Annotated in this window: 17 protein-coding genes; 12 read left to right on the plus strand and 5 right to left on the minus strand. The window is 45.0% G+C overall.

The genetic code is table 11. From position 1 onward, the window contains the following. Positions 1-53 precede the first annotated feature (53 nt). From atpB to KP625_RS10095, 12 genes are all read left to right on the plus strand, one after another. On the plus strand, positions 54-797 hold the full coding sequence (atpB, locus tag KP625_RS10040; RefSeq protein ID WP_238297649.1) for a F0F1 ATP synthase subunit A: 744 nt from the start codon (positions 54-56) through the stop codon (positions 795-797). A gap of 36 nt (positions 798-833) precedes the next feature. Next, positions 834-1,091 (plus strand): ATP synthase F0 subunit C, encoded by a 258-nt coding sequence (gene atpE, locus KP625_RS10045; protein ID WP_177970481.1) that lies wholly within the window; start codon positions 834-836, stop codon positions 1,089-1,091. Positions 1,092-1,115: 24 nt separating this feature from the next. After that, a complete protein-coding gene (gene atpF, locus KP625_RS10050) occupies positions 1,116-1,673 on the plus strand; it encodes a F0F1 ATP synthase subunit B (protein WP_177970482.1) in 558 nt (185 codons plus the stop codon). Further along, complete coding sequence (gene atpH, locus KP625_RS10055; protein ID WP_238297650.1) at positions 1,658-2,197, plus strand: ATP synthase F1 subunit delta; 540 nt, start codon at positions 1,658-1,660, stop codon at positions 2,195-2,197. The genes atpF and atpH overlap by 16 nt, the downstream gene beginning before the upstream one ends. A gap of 20 nt (positions 2,198-2,217) precedes the next feature. Further along, complete coding sequence (atpA, locus tag KP625_RS10060; RefSeq protein ID WP_177970484.1) at positions 2,218-3,720, plus strand: F0F1 ATP synthase subunit alpha; 1,503 nt, start codon at positions 2,218-2,220, stop codon at positions 3,718-3,720. Positions 3,721-3,756: 36 nt separating this feature from the next. Further along, on the plus strand, positions 3,757-4,611 hold the full coding sequence (gene atpG, locus KP625_RS10065; protein ID WP_370641442.1) for an ATP synthase F1 subunit gamma: 855 nt from the start codon (positions 3,757-3,759) through the stop codon (positions 4,609-4,611). Between the two features lie 14 nt (positions 4,612-4,625). Beyond that, positions 4,626-6,020: a F0F1 ATP synthase subunit beta gene (gene atpD / locus KP625_RS10070; protein WP_021984545.1), complete on the plus strand. Its 1,395-nt coding sequence runs from the start codon at positions 4,626-4,628 to the stop codon at positions 6,018-6,020. 20 nt (positions 6,021-6,040) lie between these two features. Next, positions 6,041-6,442: an ATP synthase F1 subunit epsilon gene (gene atpC, locus KP625_RS10075; RefSeq protein ID WP_238297652.1), complete on the plus strand. Its 402-nt coding sequence runs from the start codon at positions 6,041-6,043 to the stop codon at positions 6,440-6,442. Positions 6,443-6,617: 175 nt separating this feature from the next. Further along, positions 6,618-7,337, plus strand: coding sequence for a LytR/AlgR family response regulator transcription factor (locus KP625_RS10080; RefSeq protein WP_238297654.1), 720 nt, complete (start codon positions 6,618-6,620; stop codon positions 7,335-7,337). Beyond that, entirely contained in the window at positions 7,330-8,661 is a 1,332-nt protein-coding gene (locus tag KP625_RS10085) for a sensor histidine kinase (protein ID WP_238297655.1), read from the plus strand. The genes KP625_RS10080 and KP625_RS10085 overlap by 8 nt, the downstream gene beginning before the upstream one ends. A gap of 139 nt (positions 8,662-8,800) precedes the next feature. Beyond that, positions 8,801-9,511: a leucine-rich repeat protein gene (locus KP625_RS10090; protein WP_238297656.1), complete on the plus strand. Its 711-nt coding sequence runs from the start codon at positions 8,801-8,803 to the stop codon at positions 9,509-9,511. A gap of 208 nt (positions 9,512-9,719) precedes the next feature. Beyond that, positions 9,720-10,628, plus strand: a complete 909-nt coding sequence (locus KP625_RS10095) for a DUF3137 domain-containing protein (protein WP_238297657.1) — start codon at positions 9,720-9,722, stop codon at positions 10,626-10,628. 386 nt (positions 10,629-11,014) lie between these two features. Here KP625_RS10095 and KP625_RS10100 read toward each other — a convergent pair whose 3' ends face one another. From KP625_RS10100 to KP625_RS10120, 5 genes are all read right to left on the minus strand, one after another. Next, positions 11,015-11,911, minus strand: coding sequence for an AIM24 family protein (locus tag KP625_RS10100; RefSeq protein WP_238297658.1), 897 nt, complete (start codon positions 11,909-11,911; stop codon positions 11,015-11,017). 21 nt (positions 11,912-11,932) lie between these two features. Next, complete coding sequence (locus KP625_RS10105; RefSeq protein WP_238297659.1) at positions 11,933-12,685, minus strand: AIM24 family protein; 753 nt, start codon at positions 12,683-12,685, stop codon at positions 11,933-11,935. Between the two features lie 56 nt (positions 12,686-12,741). Next, on the minus strand, positions 12,742-14,046 hold the full coding sequence (locus KP625_RS10110) for a HAMP domain-containing sensor histidine kinase (RefSeq protein WP_238297660.1): 1,305 nt from the start codon (positions 14,044-14,046) through the stop codon (positions 12,742-12,744). A 133-nt stretch (positions 14,047-14,179) separates the two neighbouring features. Then, entirely contained in the window at positions 14,180-14,908 is a 729-nt protein-coding gene (locus tag KP625_RS10115) for a response regulator transcription factor (RefSeq protein WP_305000022.1), read from the minus strand. 7 nt (positions 14,909-14,915) lie between these two features. Continuing rightward, entirely contained in the window at positions 14,916-17,351 is a 2,436-nt protein-coding gene (locus KP625_RS10120) for an endonuclease MutS2 (RefSeq protein ID WP_177970590.1), read from the minus strand. Between the last annotated feature and the right edge of the window lie 133 nt (positions 17,352-17,484).

The following is a 17,484-nucleotide window of genomic DNA, read 5'->3' on the forward strand; positions in this document are numbered from 1 at the left end:
CTCCGCAGGTGCATGCAATTGCCTGACAAAAACTAAAAAAGGAGGAAAAGCGTATGAGGAGTGGGTTTGCCACTGGAATACAGGTAATCAGTAACAGCTCGGAAGATGTAGATTTCTATATCCATGAACTGTATCCGGTTCATTTCTTTGGCACGACGGTATATATTACCACCACCCATGTCTGCACCTTCATTGTACTGCTGGTGATTGCAATCTTGGCAATCTGTGCCAGAAGAAGTGTGCTGAAGACGAGGGATAACCCAAGTAAATTCGCCACTGGAGTCGAACTTGCCGTAGAATCACTGATTAAGTTCGTCAACAGTACGATGGGAAAAGAAGCAGGTAAGCATTATATCAATTACATCGGAACTTTGTTCATATTTGTACTTTTTTCGAACATATCCGGCTTATTTATGCTCAGGCCGCCGACCGCGGATTACGGAACGACGCTCTGTATCGCTCTTGTATCATTTGTCATGATACAGTATGCATCCATTCGTTACCAGAAATGGGGTGCATTTAAGAGTCTGTTCGATCCGATATTCCTGTTCTTCCCGATTAACGTAATCAGTGAGTTTGCCACACCGGTATCACTGTCACTGCGTTTGTTCGGTAACATTCTGGCAGGAACCGTTATGATGGCACTTTACTATGGTATGCTGCCAATATTTGTAAAGATAGGTATCCCATCAGCACTGCATGTGTACTTCGATTTGTTCTCAGGTGTGATCCAGGCGTATGTATTCTGTATGCTGACGATGACATTTGTTGCAAATAAGCGAAATGTAGAAGGGTAATAACATTTTAATATCAAGAATTGGAGGAATTATTTCATGAATACTATTACAGGTGAAACAATTATCAACGCTGCATCCGCAATCGGTGCAGGTATTGCAGTTTGTTCCGGTATCGGTCCCGGTATCGGTCAGGGTATCGCTGCCGGCTACGGTGCTTCCGCAGTTGGACGTAACCCGGGTGCAAAGGGTGACATCATGTCAACGATGCTTCTTGGACAGGCGGTAGCCGAGACAACCGGTCTGTATGGTCTGGTTGTATCACTTCTTCTGATGTTCGTTAAGCCTTTCAAGTAAGAACAAAATTAGGAGGAGTAAAATATGACAGGAATTGCAAATATCGCGCTTCTGTCAGAGGAGACGGGCCGTATCTTCGGTCTGGATGCGCAGCTTCTGTTCGATATACTGGTACAGGGACTTGCGGTATTTCTGCTCTTCATCTTTCTGACTTATGTGCTGATCAATCCGGTGCGCAAGGTGCTCGAGGACAGACAGAACAAGATCAAGGATGACCTTTCTCATGCGGCGACAGACCGCGAGGAGGCAGAGAAGCTTCGTGCAGAGTATGATGAAAAAATCAAAAATGCGAACAGCGAAGCGGGTGAGATCCTTTCTTCCGCAAGAAAACGTGCGGTGAAGAACGAGGAGAACATTATTGCCGAGGCGAAGGAAGAAGCAGGACGCATTATCGACAGAGCAAACAGTGAAGCCAAACTTGAAAAAGAACGTGTGAAGGATGAGGTGAAACAGGAGATCATCGGTGTGGCAACCGCAATGGCAGGAAAATTTGTTGCATCCTCTCTTGATGAGAACACACAGGCTTCTCTGATTGATGAGACGCTGAAAGAGATGGGTGATGATACATGGCGAAACAAGTAGAAACAACCTATGGAGATGCACTTTTGGAACTTGCCTTGGAAGAAGGCAGTCTGAATATGCTCTATGAAGAAGCGCAGGCTCTTGTGACAGTGTTACAGGAAAACGAAGAATTGCTCCGCATTCTCAAGCATCCACAGATTGATAAGGACGAGAAGCGGAAGATAGTGGATAACATCTTCAAAGACCGCATATCGAAGGATATGGTTGGATTGTTCGGCATCATGGTTGAGAAAGATCATGGCAGCAAGATTGTAGATGTGCTTCACTATTTTATCAGACAGGTAAAACGAGTAAAAAATATAGGAGTTGCAAGTGTGACAAGTGCGGTTGCACTTACCGGTGCACAGAAAGCATCAATCGAAAAGCGTCTGCTTGAGACGACAGATTTCGCTTCGATGGAAGTAACCTATACGGTAGATGCATCCATCATCGGCGGACTTGTGATTCGAATTGATGACAGAGTGGTTGACAGCAGTATCAAAACCAAGATTGAGACGATGTCAAAGGCACTCGCACAATCATAAGAAGGAGGTGTTCGTGTTCCATGAATTTAAAACCGGAAGAGATTAGTTCCGTAATCAAAGAACAGATTAAGAACTATGAGACAAAACTGGAAACATCCGACGTTGGAACAGTTATCCAGGTAGCGGACGGAATTGCACGTATTCACGGTCTTGAGAATGCGATGCAGGGCGAACTTCTGGAATTCCCAGGTGAAGTATACGGCATGGTTATGAACCTGGAAGAAGACAATGTAGGTTCGGTTCTTCTCGGTGATCATAAAAATATCAACGAGGGAGATATAGTGAAGACAACAGGACGCGTGGTGGAAGTGCCTGTTGGCGATGCGATGCTTGGTCGTGTCGTAAATGCGCTCGGTCAGCCAATCGATGGCAAAGGACCAATCGCAACCACGAAGTCAAGACAGATCGAGAGAGTAGCATCCGGTGTTATCTCCCGTAAGTCTGTAGATACACCGCTTCAGACAGGTATCAAGGCAATCGATGCCATGGTTCCGATCGGAAGAGGACAGCGAGAGCTGATCATCGGCGACAGACAGACCGGTAAGACAGCAATCGCGATTGATACGATCATCAATCAGAAGGGGCAGGGCGTAAACTGCGTCTACGTTGCGATCGGTCAGAAGGCATCGACCGTAGCGAATATCGTGAAGACTTTGACAGAGTACGGCGCAATGGCATACACAACGGTCGTTGCAAGTACCGCCAGCGACTTAGCTCCGTTACAGTACATTGCACCATACGCCGGATGTGCGATCGGTGAGGAATGGATGGAAAATGGAAAGGATGTATTGGTTGTATATGATGACTTGTCAAAGCATGCAACTGCTTACCGTACACTTTCCTTGCTTCTCCGTAGACCACCAGGCCGTGAGGCTTATCCGGGTGATGTATTCTATCTGCACTCCAGACTCTTAGAGCGTGCAGCGAAGTTGTCAGATGCACTCGGTGGAGGATCGCTTACAGCCCTTCCAATCATCGAGACGCAGGCAGGTGATGTATCTGCGTATATCCCGACAAACGTTATTTCCATCACAGACGGACAGATTTATCTGGAGACAGAGATGTTTAACTCCGGTTTCCGTCCAGCCGTAAATGCAGGTCTTTCTGTATCACGTGTCGGTGGTGCCGCGCAGATCGGTGCCATGAAGAAGCTTGCTTCCCCAATTCGTGTGGAGTTAGCACAGTACCGTGAGCTTGCAGCATTCTCCCAGTTCGGTTCCGAGCTTGATGAGGATACGAGAAACCAGCTTGCACAGGGTGAAAGAATCAAGGAGATCTTAAAACAGCCTCAGTATAAGCCAATGCCGGTTGAAAAACAGGTCGTTATCATCTACGCTGCGACAAGAAAGTATCTGCTTGATATTGCGGTAGACCGGATTCTGGAATTTGAGAGTGGATTGTTTGAATACATTTCCACAAAATATCCGGACATTTTCGAGAAGATCCGCGAGGAGAAGAAGCTGTCCGACGAATTAGAGGACGCTTTGAAGAAGGCAATTACGGAATTCAAGGAAACATTCTAATAAATAGAGCGAGGAGGTTGATCTTTCTTGGCATCCATGAGAGACATTAAGCGACGCAAAGAAAGCGTCCAGAGCACGCAGCAGATCACCAAGGCAATGAAGCTTGTCTCTACAGTTAAGCTTCAGAAAGCCCGCGGGAGAGCTGAGAGCAACAAACCATATTTTAATATGCTCTATGATACGATATGTTCCATCCTTGCAATGACGAAAGAACCAAACCATAAATTCCTGAAGGAAAACGGCAGTGACAAGAAGGCAGTTATCGCGATCACATCGAACCGTGGACTTGCCGGTGGTTACAACAACAATGTTGTAAAGGAGATTGTTGCAGCCGGATTTTCGAAGGAGGATACCTATATCTATGGTATCGGAAAAAAAGGTATTGAGGGCTTGACCAGAAAAGGTTACAGCATATATCAGGATGAATCAGAGATTATCAATGCACCATTGTTTGACGATGCGACCGAGCTTACGAAGCAGCTTTTGACGCAGTATTCCAAGGGCGAGATCGGTGAGGTGTATATCGCATATACGAATTTCAAGAATACCGTGACACAGGAAGCAAAGCTTATGAAGCTGCTTCCGATCCGGGAGGAAGATTTCACACCGGAGCAGCCAATCAGTGACGATAAGTTGCTGATGAACTTCGAGCCGTCGGAGGAGGAAGTCTTAGACCAGATCGTGCCGAAATATATGTCCAACATTATTTATGGTGCACTGTTAGAGGCGGTAGCCAGTGAGAATGGTGCGAGAATGCAGGCGATGGATTCCGCGACAAGCAATGCGGAGGATATGATCGGAAGCCTGTCACTCAAGTACAATAGAGCAAGACAGAGTGCAATCACGCAGGAGCTTACGGAGATTATTGCCGGAGCTGATGCAATAAGTTAAAGGAGATTAAGGAAATGGCAGATACAAATGTAGGTAAGGTTACCCAGATTGTCGGTGCCGTTATCGATGCGAAGTTTACCGAAGGTAAACTGCCTGAGATTCATGATGCGATAACGATTGCCACAAAGAGCGGTGACACACTGTACGCCGAAGTATCCCAGCACTTAGGGGATGACACCGTTCGCTGTATCGCGATGGGACCGACAGATGGTCTTGTACGTGGTATGGAAGCGGTTGGTACCGGCGCGCCGATTACTGTACCTGTCGGTGAAGCAACACTGGGACGTATGTTCAACGTGTTGGGACAGCCGATTGACAATAAACCGGCTCCAAAGGTAGACACTTACCTTCCAATCCATAGAAAAGCACCGGAGTTTTCAGAGCAGTCAACCGAGACAGAGATTCTGGAAACCGGTATTAAGGTCGTTGACTTGCTTTGCCCTTATCAAAAGGGTGGTAAGATCGGTCTGTTCGGTGGTGCCGGTGTTGGTAAGACAGTATTGATTCAGGAGCTTATCACAAATATCGCGACAGAGCACGGTGGATATTCTGTATTTACCGGTGTTGGTGAGCGAACAAGAGAAGGAAATGACCTGTATTACGAGATGATCGAATCCGGCGTTATCGAGAAGACAACGATGGTATTCGGTCAGATGAATGAACCGCCAGGAGCAAGAATGCGTGTTGGTCTGACAGGTCTTACGATGGCAGAGTATTTCCGTGATCAGGTTGGAAAGGATGTATTGTTGTTCATCGACAATATCTTCCGTTTTACACAGGCTGGTTCGGAGGTATCCGCACTGCTTGGACGTGTGCCTTCTGCCGTTGGTTACCAGCCAACCCTGCAGACAGAGATGGGCGCATTGCAGGAGCGTATCACTTCGACAAAGAATGGTTCTATCACATCGGTACAGGCGGTCTATGTGCCGGCCGATGATCTGACAGACCCTGCACCTGCAACTACATTCGCACACTTGGATGCGACAACGGTACTTTCCCGTTCCATTGTAGAGCTTGGTATCTACCCAGCGGTAGATCCTCTGGAGTCTACTTCCAGAATCCTCGATCCGAGAGTGGTTGGCGAGGAGCATTACAAGGTGGCACGTGGTGTACAGGAGATTCTGCAGAAGTACAAGGAATTGCAGGATATCATCGCAATCCTTGGTATGGATGAGCTTTCTGAAGAGGATAAGATCGTTGTTGCCAGAGCAAGAAAGGTACAGAAGTTCCTGTCGCAGCCATTCCATGTAGCAGAGCAGTTTACAGGACTTCCTGGTAAATACGTTCCACTGTCTGATACGATTCAGAGCTTCAAGGAGATTCTCGAAGGTAAGCATGATGACATTCCGGAGAGCTATTTCTTAAATGCCGGAAGTATCGACGATGTACTTGCGAAGTGCAAGAAGTAGAAATAAATTAGGTGGTATACATGGCAGAAAATAAAATGATGGTTCGCGTGATCGCACCGGAACGGGTATTCTATGAAGGAGAAGCTTCTTTCCTTGAGTTTAATACGATTGAGGGCATCATCGGACTGTACCCAAAACATATACCTATGACTGTGGTTGTTGCACCGGGTGTCTTGAAGATTCGGGAAGATGGTGGAGACAAGGAAGCGGCATTGCATTCCGGTTTTGCGGAGATTCTTGGCGATTCTGTCACAATTCTGGCAGAGTCAGTCGAATGGCCGGATGAAATTGATATCCGTCGTGCTGAGGAAGCAAAGATTCGTGCGGAGCGCCGTATCCATGACAACTCACAGGATATTGACCGGGCGGAACTTGCACTGAAGCGTGCATTGCTTCGTTTGGAGATGACAAAGAAAGTTTAAAATACATTATTGTCAAATCGGCACCACCAGCTTGGCTGATGGTGCTGATTTGTATAGTACTTGAGGGCTGCAGCGTCAAAAGCGCTGAGAACAGAATGAAGGTTATTCAGAAGAAATTTGCAGACAGTGCAGTAGAAAAAATATGGTAGTCAGAGAAAATAAAAATGAAAGGTATATGATAGCGATATGCGATGACGAGCCAGAGCAGCTTGAACAGATGAGATGCATCTGCCGCGACGTGATGCATCTGCCGGATGATATGGTGGCAGTGTACAGGTCGGGGATAGCGATGGACGAGGCACTCAGGTCGGGAAAGCTGGATGGCGATGGTGCAAGGCTGGTGGCATTTCTGGACATAGAGATGGATGGACTTGATGGCGTGCAGTTGGGACGAAATCTTCATGAGCTGATGCCTGACAGCGTTGTTGTATTTATAACAGCACATCCGGAGTATGCAATCAGGGGATATGAGGCGAGAGCGTTCCGCTATCTGTTAAAGCCATTGACACATGACTCAGTAGAAAAGGTTATGGGCGAGATACGGAGGGAATTCAATGCAAACAAGAGTGTAATGCTGAAGCTCCCAGGTGCTGAAGGGTCGATATGTCTGGATGATATTGTGTATATATCGGCAGAGGATAAATATGCGATCATATATACTGTGGATAGACATATCACAGCGAGAGAAAGTCTGGGAGAACTGGAGAGAGAGCTTGAAGAATATGGCTTTTTCAGAATACATAGAAAATATCTTGTGAATATGAGATATCACAGGGAGCTTTGCAGAGGAAAGCTGATTCTCGGAGATGGAAATGCGCTGCCGGTCAGCAGACGGCGGGAGAATATGTACAGAGATAAAATAATGGAGAAAATGGAGAAAGAGCTGAATGGGTGATTTTGGAATTCAGATATGTATAGTGCTGATAAATGGATTGGAGATATTTTCCATGGTGCTTATAATGCAGCTTTTCTTTGGTGTAAAGCCGCTGAAAAGACTGCGGTATTATCCGGTTTTATTTGGAGGAATATGCGCATATGACGCAGTGGTTACATTGGTATGTAAAGAGCAGGACATGTTACAGATGCTCCTGCTTTTTGGGTTTCTGATCGTGTATGGTGCTGTCCGGGTTGATAAGCACCGTGTGCGTGCAGGATTTGAGGGCATATTGTCGTGCCTGCTCTATGTTATGTATGGTTTTCTGACCCAGATGACAGGCACCATGCTTGGTCTTGACGGGTACAACATTAGGCTTGGCGAGGAGAGCCAGTCTGTGTTCGAATTCGCAATGGACATAGTTATACTGGTGGTGTTATGTCTTGCGAACAGAAAGGTTATGACAAAGCATATTGACGTAAGGCTGACGGCAGGGGAGGAGATACTTCTTCTTGCGATAAGCCTGTTTTCTCCCGTGTTCTGCGCAGGGCTGGACAGAATCTATCACAACGTGGATGGTATCAAATATTCAATCGCCTGGGTGCTGTTCGCAATCGGGGTAAATGCTGCTGTGTATGCATGGATAATCCATAGGAAGCTGACCAGACATTATAAGTCGGTTTCGGAAAATTACAGGCAGAGCTTTGATGCCGAGTATCAGTATTTTAAGGATTATAAAGAAAAGCAGTCGGATGCAGTGCGACTCAGACATGATCTGAAGAATCATATGCTGACTATCCAGGGGCTCATGGATCGCGGAGAATATGACAAGGCAAAGAAGTATTTTCAGGAGATGACGGAGAGCGGAGGAATAGATACCGGCTGGATAGCCACCGGAAACGAGATTGTGGACATATTGCTAAATGCCAAAAGATCGGTCATGGATGAAAATAATATACAGATGGACGTGAGCGGCGCATTTGGCAGGTTGTCACAGATGGACAACTCTGACTGCAGTGTGTTAATAGCGAATCTCATTGACAATGCAATAGAGGCAAATGCAGCATGCCGGAAAGACCGGTATATAAAGGTTCGTGCGTCTGAAAATCCGGGCTCACTGATGCTTCTTGTGGAAAATCCTATGTCGGGTGAAATCAGGTGCGATGGAGACCAGTTGATATCAACCAAGACTGACAGTAATACGGAGCATGGAATCGGCACAGTGAATATTAAGCGGGTTGTAGAAAAATATCATGGCGAATGTCAGATGAAATCAGGTGACGGCATATTTGTCGTGAAAGTAATACTGCCGTTTGTCGCAAATAATGACCGTTTGTCGCAATAGAGAAAAAACTGAATATAATCGTGATATACTTCTGTTGTGTGAACACAGGCAGATGGGAGCCGGTGTAGATATTTGCACAAATATTACATGGCGAGGAGTATAGCATATGAAAAAGATTGGTATACGAGGAGGGAATATTATGAAGAAGATAATGGCGATAATAGCATCAATGGCGGTGATGATGAGCTTTGCTGCGTGCGGAGATAAAAATGATACAAGCATCGATACAGAGGACACAGCGGTGAGCACCGCTGTTGATACTGCAGAGGGGGAAGAGACTAACAACGATGATGGAGTATCCGTAACAGACAGCACAGAGATTACGGTGGATGATGTGAGAAAGCACGCAGAAACACCTGCATCAGACTTTGAATATGTAGATCACGGTGACAGCGTATCCATAAAGGCATATAACGGAAGTGATCCGATAGTTGTCATACCGGAGCAGATAGATGGAAAGGATGTTATATCTATAATTGATGGGCCTTTTAATAACGATAGTTTTATAAAAGGAATCTCACTGCCTGCTACGATAAAGGAAATTGGTGATTCTACATTTGGACTTAATGACTCGCTGCAGGTGGTTCTGGCATCGGGTGTTGAGACGGTGGGAAGGGCAGCGTTCCAGCACAATGACAGTTTAAAATATGTAGATCTGGGCGACAATCTCAAAGAATTTGATGATGCATATTTTTCGGATACATTAGAAGTGATTCATATTCCGGAAGGTGTAGAGAATCTTGATAAGGTAGCCTTCTTTGGCGAAGATGCCCTGACAATTGTTGGTAAAGCCGGTTCATTTGCAGAAACATTTGCAAAGGAAGAGGGAATAAATTTCGAGGAAGAATAATAAAGTCTGATTGAAAGAGCTAGGAAAAAAAACGCATCGAAAGATGCGTTTTTTATTTTGCCTGCATGTGAGTAGGAGCAAAAGCAGTGAAACAGGGGAGATGCTCCAACCGGAAAGGGTTGAGAATCAAGCGGATTGAGGGTAAAATAGTGAAATAAGAGAAAAGCTCCAATTAGCGTGTGCGGAGCAAGTATGGGAGGAAGACGATATGAGCGAAAAGACGGATGAAGGTCAAAACAGGAATGAATTGGAAGCAAAGCTCAAATCCAAACAACGAACGTACAAGATATTGACAAAGCTTTGTTGGGTTTTCCTGCCTATGCTGGCAGCACCGTTTATTCCTGCATTCTGCGGGGCGGAAGACTCGACGTGGACCTATCGGCTGACTGGAATTGCGGTTGTTTCCATTATGATTGGATTTGTCATAGCATTAATTGCTGCAAATATAGAGAAACAGATGAAGGAACTGATTGGACAGTGTGCCGTGCGGGGCGTGTTGGAAGAACAGATGCAGGTACTGGAATATATGCCGACCGGGCATACAAATGAAGATTTCCTGAAAAACTGCAGACTCCTGCCGGAATATAATGAAGTGACCGGTTCCGATTACTTCCATGCGATCTACAGAGGTGTAGAGATCACGTACTGCGATCTTTGCCTGAGGTGGCGAAGCGACAACATGGATCCGGACAGACCGGGATCATCTTCTGCAGTGACGCGATTCCAGGGACCATTTGTGACCATAGTCCTTCCACATAATATAGACGGTGTCGTCCATGTCATTGAGCGGAAAGGCAGGAAGAAACCGGCAGAAGCAATCCGGCTTGGAAATACAGATTTTGACCGGAGATTTACGACTTTGGCAACCGACGAACAGCTTGCAGGAAGCATATTGCCACCGGATGCAATCCTCAGCATACTGCAGCTTCCGAAAGATACCTATCTGGAATTCGCGGGAAATCAGCTCGTTTCTGCAATATACAATGATGAGGACTTGTTCGAAATGAAAGATATCAATGTAAACGATGGCTTGGACGAATACAGGGAGAAATGCCGCAAAGAACTCGCAGAACTGCTGCAGATATTCGATAATCTCATATATGTAGCCAGCAGGTAGGAGAAAAAAGACAAGTATGAAAGGCAGATGCTACACAGATAATTGCGATGTGAACGGGATAATATAAGAGTTGCGGATTTATAATTCTGATATGAGGTATCGTATGACAAGATAAAAACGCATCTATATTTAGAATAGAGCTTCATGTAAGATGCGATATGTTTGAGCCTTAGAATTACTTAATGTTCTTTCTTCTTGTAAGCAATACCTGAACACGATGTTCAGGTAAGCAGCCACTGAGCCATGGACGGCGAATTGGCTGCGGTTGCGTATTTTGAGAATATGTTTGTTAAGAACATTTAGTAATTCTTAGGTTCAATACATTGCATCTTACATGAAGCTCTATTCTAAATATACAGATGCGTTTTGATTTTTTCTACCATACATCAACTAAACTTATCAATGAAATTTCCGAACTTTTCAAGTTTGCTGATCGTATCATTTCTTGCTGCAGCAGAGCCTGTTTTTCCCTCAGACGCGGTTTCATTGGTATTCTGAGGACTGCTGACACCTGCGGAACCGCCGGTTTCCAATACAGGCGCAAGCCAGATCTTGCCGGAACCACGATATACATTAACCAGTCCTTCCCCGGATACAGCAGAACCAACCAAAGATTTGGAAGATTTCTCAACCGTAAAATCCAAAGAGGATGACCATGCAATTGCCATATTTCCATCGATCTTCATCATATCGTTGTCGAGGATCACCTCGATAATCTCATTTCTTGGAACGATACTTTCCAAAGCACAGACACCGGTACCGTTCAGACTCAGATTAAACAAGCCTTCTCCACCGAATACCGCGGAAGAAAGGTTGCTTCGGGCAACGACCTTCTGTGTGATTGTGTTGTCACAGGCGAGGAATAAACCATCGTCCAATACAACACTGCCACCCCATTCCTGTAGATTCGTCAGCAGGATATGACGATAAGTCGGCTCTAACATGACCTGTCCATGACCGGTGTAGACGGGCTTTGCAATCGTCTCTTTGGTAACGGCAGCTTTTGCCATGCCGCTTAAGAAACCGCCGACACCTTTGACACCGCTCTCCATTTGAATCTGTCCCGCCATCCACTGCATGGCCCCTGCCTGAACAGTGTAGCCGTTTCCGTTCAAATTCAGAAGTACCTGACGTTTGTTGACATTCATGCGGGACATGTAGTATTGCAATTTTGAGGTGTAAGAATTTACACTCATGTCCTGTTTGTATTCCAATACCTGAAATCCACCCAATTGAGATACAATTTGAATATTCTGGTTGTTTAATAATCCCTGACTATACATATATAATCCTCCTTATACAACTTATGCTGTAGGAGCCATAAGGATGGAACCGGTACCGCGGTATACATTGACCAGACCTTCGCCGGATACCGCAGATCCAATCAGACTCTTGGAAGATTTCTCAACGGTAAAGCTTAAGGAACCGGACCAGGCAATTGCCATATTTCCATCAATCTTCACTTCATCATCCTGCAGGTTGAACATGATGAGCTCCTGCTGTGGAACCGGACTCTCCAAAACTGCGATACCCTGTCCGGAAAGACTTAGGTTGAATAAACCTTCGCCGCCGAGAGCTGCAGAAGAAAGTGTCTTCCGACTGACAACCTTATGCTGCAAGGAACTGTCACAGGCGAGGAATAAACCATCTTCCAGTACAATCTGCCCCCACTGGGCTACATCTACAAGTAAAATATGCTTGAAGGTTGGCTCTAACATGACATATCCCTGACCGGTGTATTCCGGTTTGGACATTGTCTCACCGGTTACAGCTGCACCGAGTGCTTTGCCGAGGAAATTACCAGCACTTACACCGGACTGCATAGATACATTTCCGAGCATCCACTGCATGGCACCTGCCTGTAATTTGCAGGATGTGTTGTTCAGCTCGACCAAAACCTGACGCCGACGTACATTCATTTCGGCAGAAAAATAGGCTGTTTCTGCATTGTACGGTGATACGGACAGATCTTTCTGGTGCTCAAAGACACGATACTGTCCGAGCTGATTGATGCATTGCATGTTCTCGTTGTTAAATAAGTTGTTTACGCTAAACATAAATACCTCCTTTGATACGGCCTTATAATTTGCGGTTGCAAAGACCGTTACCCCTCTTATGATTGTTCGGATTCTGGTGCGGCTTTTGACAGAGAAAATGTAAATTCGCTGCCAACGCCTTCCGTGCTCACAACATTGATATTCTCATTGTGTGCCTTGATGATTTCCTTTGTGATAGATAGTCCGAGCCCCGTTCCCTGTTTATCTTTTCCGCGGGATCGGTCGGCTTTGTAAAAACGAACCCATACACGGTTTAAGGATTCCTTTGGTATGCCGCAACCTTCATCTTTTACAGATACAAAAATTTTATCATGTTTTTCTGTTAATGTCACGTAGATAGATTTGTTTTCCGGAGTAAATTTAATTGCATTGTCCAGCAGATTGTAGATAACCTGTTCAATCTTGGTTTTGTCTGCATGGACAATGGAGTGTTCGGTATGGTTGTTCAGACGCAGAGAAATTTTTTTCTCGATGCATCGGCCCTCGAAGGAATTGATCGCGGACAAAACCAGTTCTACGATGTCAAAATCCTTACATACCAGCCAGAGTCCATAAGAATCATAATTATTCAACTCAAGCAGGCTGGATGTGAGTTTTGTCAGACGGTTGGTCTGCTCTACAACAATATTTAAATAATGTTCCTGTTTCTCCGGTGGAATCGTTCCGTCCTGAATCGCCTCGATATAACCTTTGATTGAAGTGAGTGGAGAACGGAAATCATGGGAGATGTTGGAGATAAACGATTTCCGGTAATCATCTAATTTCGCAAGTTCTGATGCCATGTACTCCAGTGTAGAAGCAAGCTGACCAATCTCGTCGGAGGAGTGAATATCCATAGGGGTATCGAAATTCCCGGTGGAGTATTGCTCCGCAACTGAGTTAATCTTGCGGATTGGCCGCATAATCTTGCCCGAGATGATTCCAAGTAACGCAAAGGAAATGATAATCATGAAAAGATAAGGTGCATAAATCAGTTTGACGATCTTTTCCTGGATATTCTGTAATTGCTCCGCTGTCGAGTGAATCAACAGCATACCGCTTGGCTGGTTATTAAAATGAATCGGAATGGCTACAGAGATGACATCATTTTTGAATGTGCCAAAAAAACTGCCGTTAAATGATTGTGCAGTATGGATATCAAAGTCCGGATCGACAAGAAATATATTCTTTGGATTATCGGGATGTCCCTCTGCATTTGCAAACCCATAGATAATTCCTTTTTCGTCTGCAACCCAGATACTTGCATTTAGTTTATCGCTGTAATATTGCAGATTTTCCTGTAGATTTTCTTCGGTATAAAATCCCTGCATATAGCCGGCTACGGTCTGATCGGCAATCAAAAATGCTTCGTTTGTCAACATTTCTGTTCGATCATCTACCAGCATATTGCGGGAAACACGCGAAGCATAGAGAACGATAAAACCAAAACAGACAGTAAATATGATTAAAAAACCTATGAAAATTTTATCAAACAGAGAGTGGCGTAATGTCATGTTACTTTACCTCGAATTTATATCCTTTTCCCCAGACAGTAGAGATGGACCAGTTGTGATTTTCATTTAATTTTTCACGCAAACGCTTAATATGAACGTCAACTGTACGGGAATCTCCGGCATATTCATAATCCCACAGCCGATCCAAAAGCTGGTCGCGCGTAAAAACCTGATTTGGACGTTTGGCAAGAAAATACAAAAGCTCCAGTTCTTTTGGAGGCATCTCAATTGATTTGCCATCCAGTGTCACAGTAAAGTTTGTCATATTGATCAGAAGGCCGTCGTATTCTACAAATTCCCCCTGATGATCGGTTGCCTGTGCAATATTATTCGAAGAAACAGGCTGAAGAATGGGGGTTGCAGTTGTACGACGTAAAACTGCTTTTACCCGGGCAACCAGTTCATTGGAGTCGAACGGTTTAATCATATAGTCGTCGGCACCAAGCTTCAAACCAAGTACCTTATCAAACACTTCACCTTTCGCTGAAAGCATGATGATTGGCGTTTGTCTGGTTTTGCGAATCTCGGTACATACTTCATAGCCGTCGATATCCGGTAACATGATATCGAGCAGAATCAAGTCCGGGTTAAATGTGGCGGCAAGCTTAAGCGCATCCTTGCCATTGTATGCAATTTCAGTCGAGAAGCATTCCTTGATCAGATAGAGTGAGATAAGCTCAGCAATGTTCTCGTCATCGTCTACAATTAAGATACGTTGTTTTTCCATAATATCCTCCCTATAATTCAACGATAGTAACACCATATTCGCCCTCGCCGAATTCACCGGAACGGTAGGACTGAACAAGTGGATGTTTTTTCAAATATTGCCAGATGCCCTTGCGCAGAGCGCCTGTGCCTTTCCCGTGAATAATCGTGACACGGGAGATATGTGCCAGAACTGCATCGTCCAGATATTTGTCAATTTCAAAACAGGCTTCATCTACGGTTTTTCCCATAACATTTAATTCCGGAGAAAATGTCATGGATTTGTTCACGGATGTGTGGTCTCCACCGGTGCGTTTGCCGGAGTATTTTTGTTTTGTGCCATTCACAGATACGGTACTTTCCGGAATAATCAGCAAATCGGAGATTGGCAGCATGGAGTTTAAGATTCCCATTTGCACTCCTGCGATGCCTTTACTGTCAGGAAGCTTGGAGATTGTTCCCCTTGTGCCCATGCTCAGAACCTGAACGGTGTCGCCGATATGGAAATCGGAAGCTTTGTGGTTTGAGGTCTGTTTTTGCGTCTGTGAAGCTCCGGCTTTATCGTAATCTTTGATTTTGCCCCGCAGCTTGCTACGCTGTTCTTCCATCGTATGCATATCTGCTTTGTGCGGGTTGTTACGCCATTTGTTATAATCTCGTATAGTCTGGTCTGCGACATCCTTTGCATCTTCAATGATTTCGCGAGCCTCTTCGCGCGCTTTTTTCAAAATCTCAGCTTTCTTTGTGTCAAGGTTTTCCTCTTTTTTCTGCAGGGATTCTTTTAGGGATTTGATTTCCTGCTTATAGGCTTCGATCGCCTTTTCATCTTCTTCCATAGAACGTTTACTTGCTTCTAGATCTGCCAGCAATGTTTCCATGTCGATCGCATCGCTGTCAATCTGCTCTTTGGCAGAAGTAATAATATGATCTGGCAGTCCGAGCTTGCTTGCAATTGCAAAAGCATTGGATTTGCCGGGAATTCCAATTGTTAACTTATATGTCGGCCGCAAGGTTGCAACATCGAATTCACAGGAGGCATTTTCGACACCTTCAGAAGAAAGTGCATAGGTTTTAAGCTCACTGTAATGTGTGGTTGCCATGCAGCGAGCACCCATACTTTTAAGGAAATTTAAGATGGATACTGCAAGTGCTGCTCCTTCAACAGGGTCCGTTCCGCCGCCTGGCTCGTCGAACAGACACAGGGTGTTCGGCGTTGCGTGCTGTACGATATAGACAATATTGCTCATGTGGGAGGAGAATGTCGATAAATTCTGTTCGATACTCTGTTCATCACCGATATCTGCAAAGATATCGTCGAAGACAGCCAGACGCGATTCCTCCATTGCCGGGATATGAAGACCTGCCTGTCCCATGAGGGAAAACAGCCCAAGTGTCTTTAAGGAAACTGTTTTACCACCGGTATTTGGACCGGTGATAATCAGCAGATTATATGTCTCGCCGAGACGGATATCAACCGGTACAACCGTGTGCTTTTCCAGTAATGGATGGCGTCCCTGACGGATGTCGATGATACCATCTGTGTTAAAAATTGGACGTGTACTGTTCGTTGCACGGGCAAATTTTGCCTTTGCAAATATAAAATCCAGGTCTGTCAGAAGTTCCAGATCATATGCAATATCAGAGACATAGGCCGCAGCCTGTGCACTTAAGCTTTCCAGTATTTTCTCGATTTCCAGTAGTTCTTCGTTCGCCAGTTCCTTGATCTGGTTGTTCAGATTTACAACAGCCATCGGTTCAATGAAGAGGGTAGAACCGGTAGAGGACTGGTCGTGAATCATGCCAGGAAATTTGGAACGGTATTCCTGCTTGACCGGAATACAGTATCTGCCGTTTCGCATGGTAATCAGAGAATCCTGCAACTGGTCGCGGTTGGCGTCACTTTTGATGATTTTGTCGAGTTGTTGATGGAGTTTATCGTTTGTCAGACGGATTTCACGTCTGATATTTTTCAAACCGGAGCTGGCATCATCCGCGAATTCATTTTCTGCAAGAATACAGCGGGTGATTTCGGATGAAATATGTTCTAGTGGAAGTAACATATTGAATCGTTCGGTCAGAGAGTCAAACGTAGTCTGGGAGACCGGTTCCTGATTCCGGCTTGCGAGCGCTTCTGTCAGATCTGAACCGTCGCCATATTGTTTTGCCGCTTTTGCAACCTGCAGGACAGCGGCAATATCCAAAAGTTCGCGCGAAGTAAGGGTTCCTTGTACTTCTAATCGTTTGATGGATGCGCCAATATCCCGCAACCCCGAAAAACTGATATTTCCATGGCGGTTCAATCGATTTAATGCGTCGTTTGTTTCTTCCTGTAATTTGCGGATGACATCAATATCCCGCTGCGGTTTCATGCGGTCGATACGCCGCTTTGCCATAGGGGATGTTGCGTATTCGTTCACCATTGCCAGTATTTTATTAAATTCTAATATGCGTAAGCTTCGTTTGTTCATAATTTTTTCCTTAAAAAATAGTATAAAATTAAGATAGCATATATTTAGGGGACTGACAAGAAATATCCTTCTTATTATAAGCTTGCGAAAAGCATATATAAGTGATATAAATATGAAAGAGTGAAGCTGGATG

Origin of the sequence: Eubacterium sp. MSJ-33, from assembly GCF_022174665.1 — a bacterium.
Lineage (GTDB): Bacteria > Bacillota > Clostridia > Lachnospirales > Lachnospiraceae > Coprococcus_C.

Bases quoted from the DNA above. Each gene is read 5' to 3' on its own strand.
- atpB (WP_238297649.1), top strand. From the start codon at position 54: ATGAGGAGTGGGTTTGCCACTGGAATACAGGTAATCAGTAACAGCTCG.
- KP625_RS10105 (WP_238297659.1), bottom strand. From the start codon at position 12,685: ATGTTTAGCGTAAACAACTTATTTAACAACGAGAACATGCAATGCATC.
- KP625_RS10100 (WP_238297658.1), bottom strand. From the start codon at position 11,911: ATGTATAGTCAGGGATTATTAAACAACCAGAATATTCAAATTGTATCT.
- KP625_RS10085 (WP_238297655.1), top strand. From the start codon at position 7,330: ATGGGTGATTTTGGAATTCAGATATGTATAGTGCTGATAAATGGATTG.
- KP625_RS10080 (WP_238297654.1), top strand. From the start codon at position 6,618: ATGATAGCGATATGCGATGACGAGCCAGAGCAGCTTGAACAGATGAGA.
- atpC (WP_238297652.1), top strand. From the start codon at position 6,041: ATGGCAGAAAATAAAATGATGGTTCGCGTGATCGCACCGGAACGGGTA.
- atpA (WP_177970484.1), top strand. From the start codon at position 2,218: ATGAATTTAAAACCGGAAGAGATTAGTTCCGTAATCAAAGAACAGATT.
- atpF (WP_177970482.1), top strand. From the start codon at position 1,116: ATGACAGGAATTGCAAATATCGCGCTTCTGTCAGAGGAGACGGGCCGT.
- KP625_RS10090 (WP_238297656.1), top strand. From the start codon at position 8,801: ATGAAGAAGATAATGGCGATAATAGCATCAATGGCGGTGATGATGAGC.
- atpG (WP_370641442.1), top strand. From the start codon at position 3,757: ATGAGAGACATTAAGCGACGCAAAGAAAGCGTCCAGAGCACGCAGCAG.
- KP625_RS10120 (WP_177970590.1), bottom strand. From the start codon at position 17,351: ATGAACAAACGAAGCTTACGCATATTAGAATTTAATAAAATACTGGCA.
- atpD (WP_021984545.1), top strand. From the start codon at position 4,626: ATGGCAGATACAAATGTAGGTAAGGTTACCCAGATTGTCGGTGCCGTT.
- atpE (WP_177970481.1), top strand. From the start codon at position 834: ATGAATACTATTACAGGTGAAACAATTATCAACGCTGCATCCGCAATC.
- atpH (WP_238297650.1), top strand. From the start codon at position 1,658: ATGGCGAAACAAGTAGAAACAACCTATGGAGATGCACTTTTGGAACTT.
- KP625_RS10110 (WP_238297660.1), bottom strand. From the start codon at position 14,046: ATGTTGACAAACGAAGCATTTTTGATTGCCGATCAGACCGTAGCCGGC.
- KP625_RS10095 (WP_238297657.1), top strand. From the start codon at position 9,720: ATGAGCGAAAAGACGGATGAAGGTCAAAACAGGAATGAATTGGAAGCA.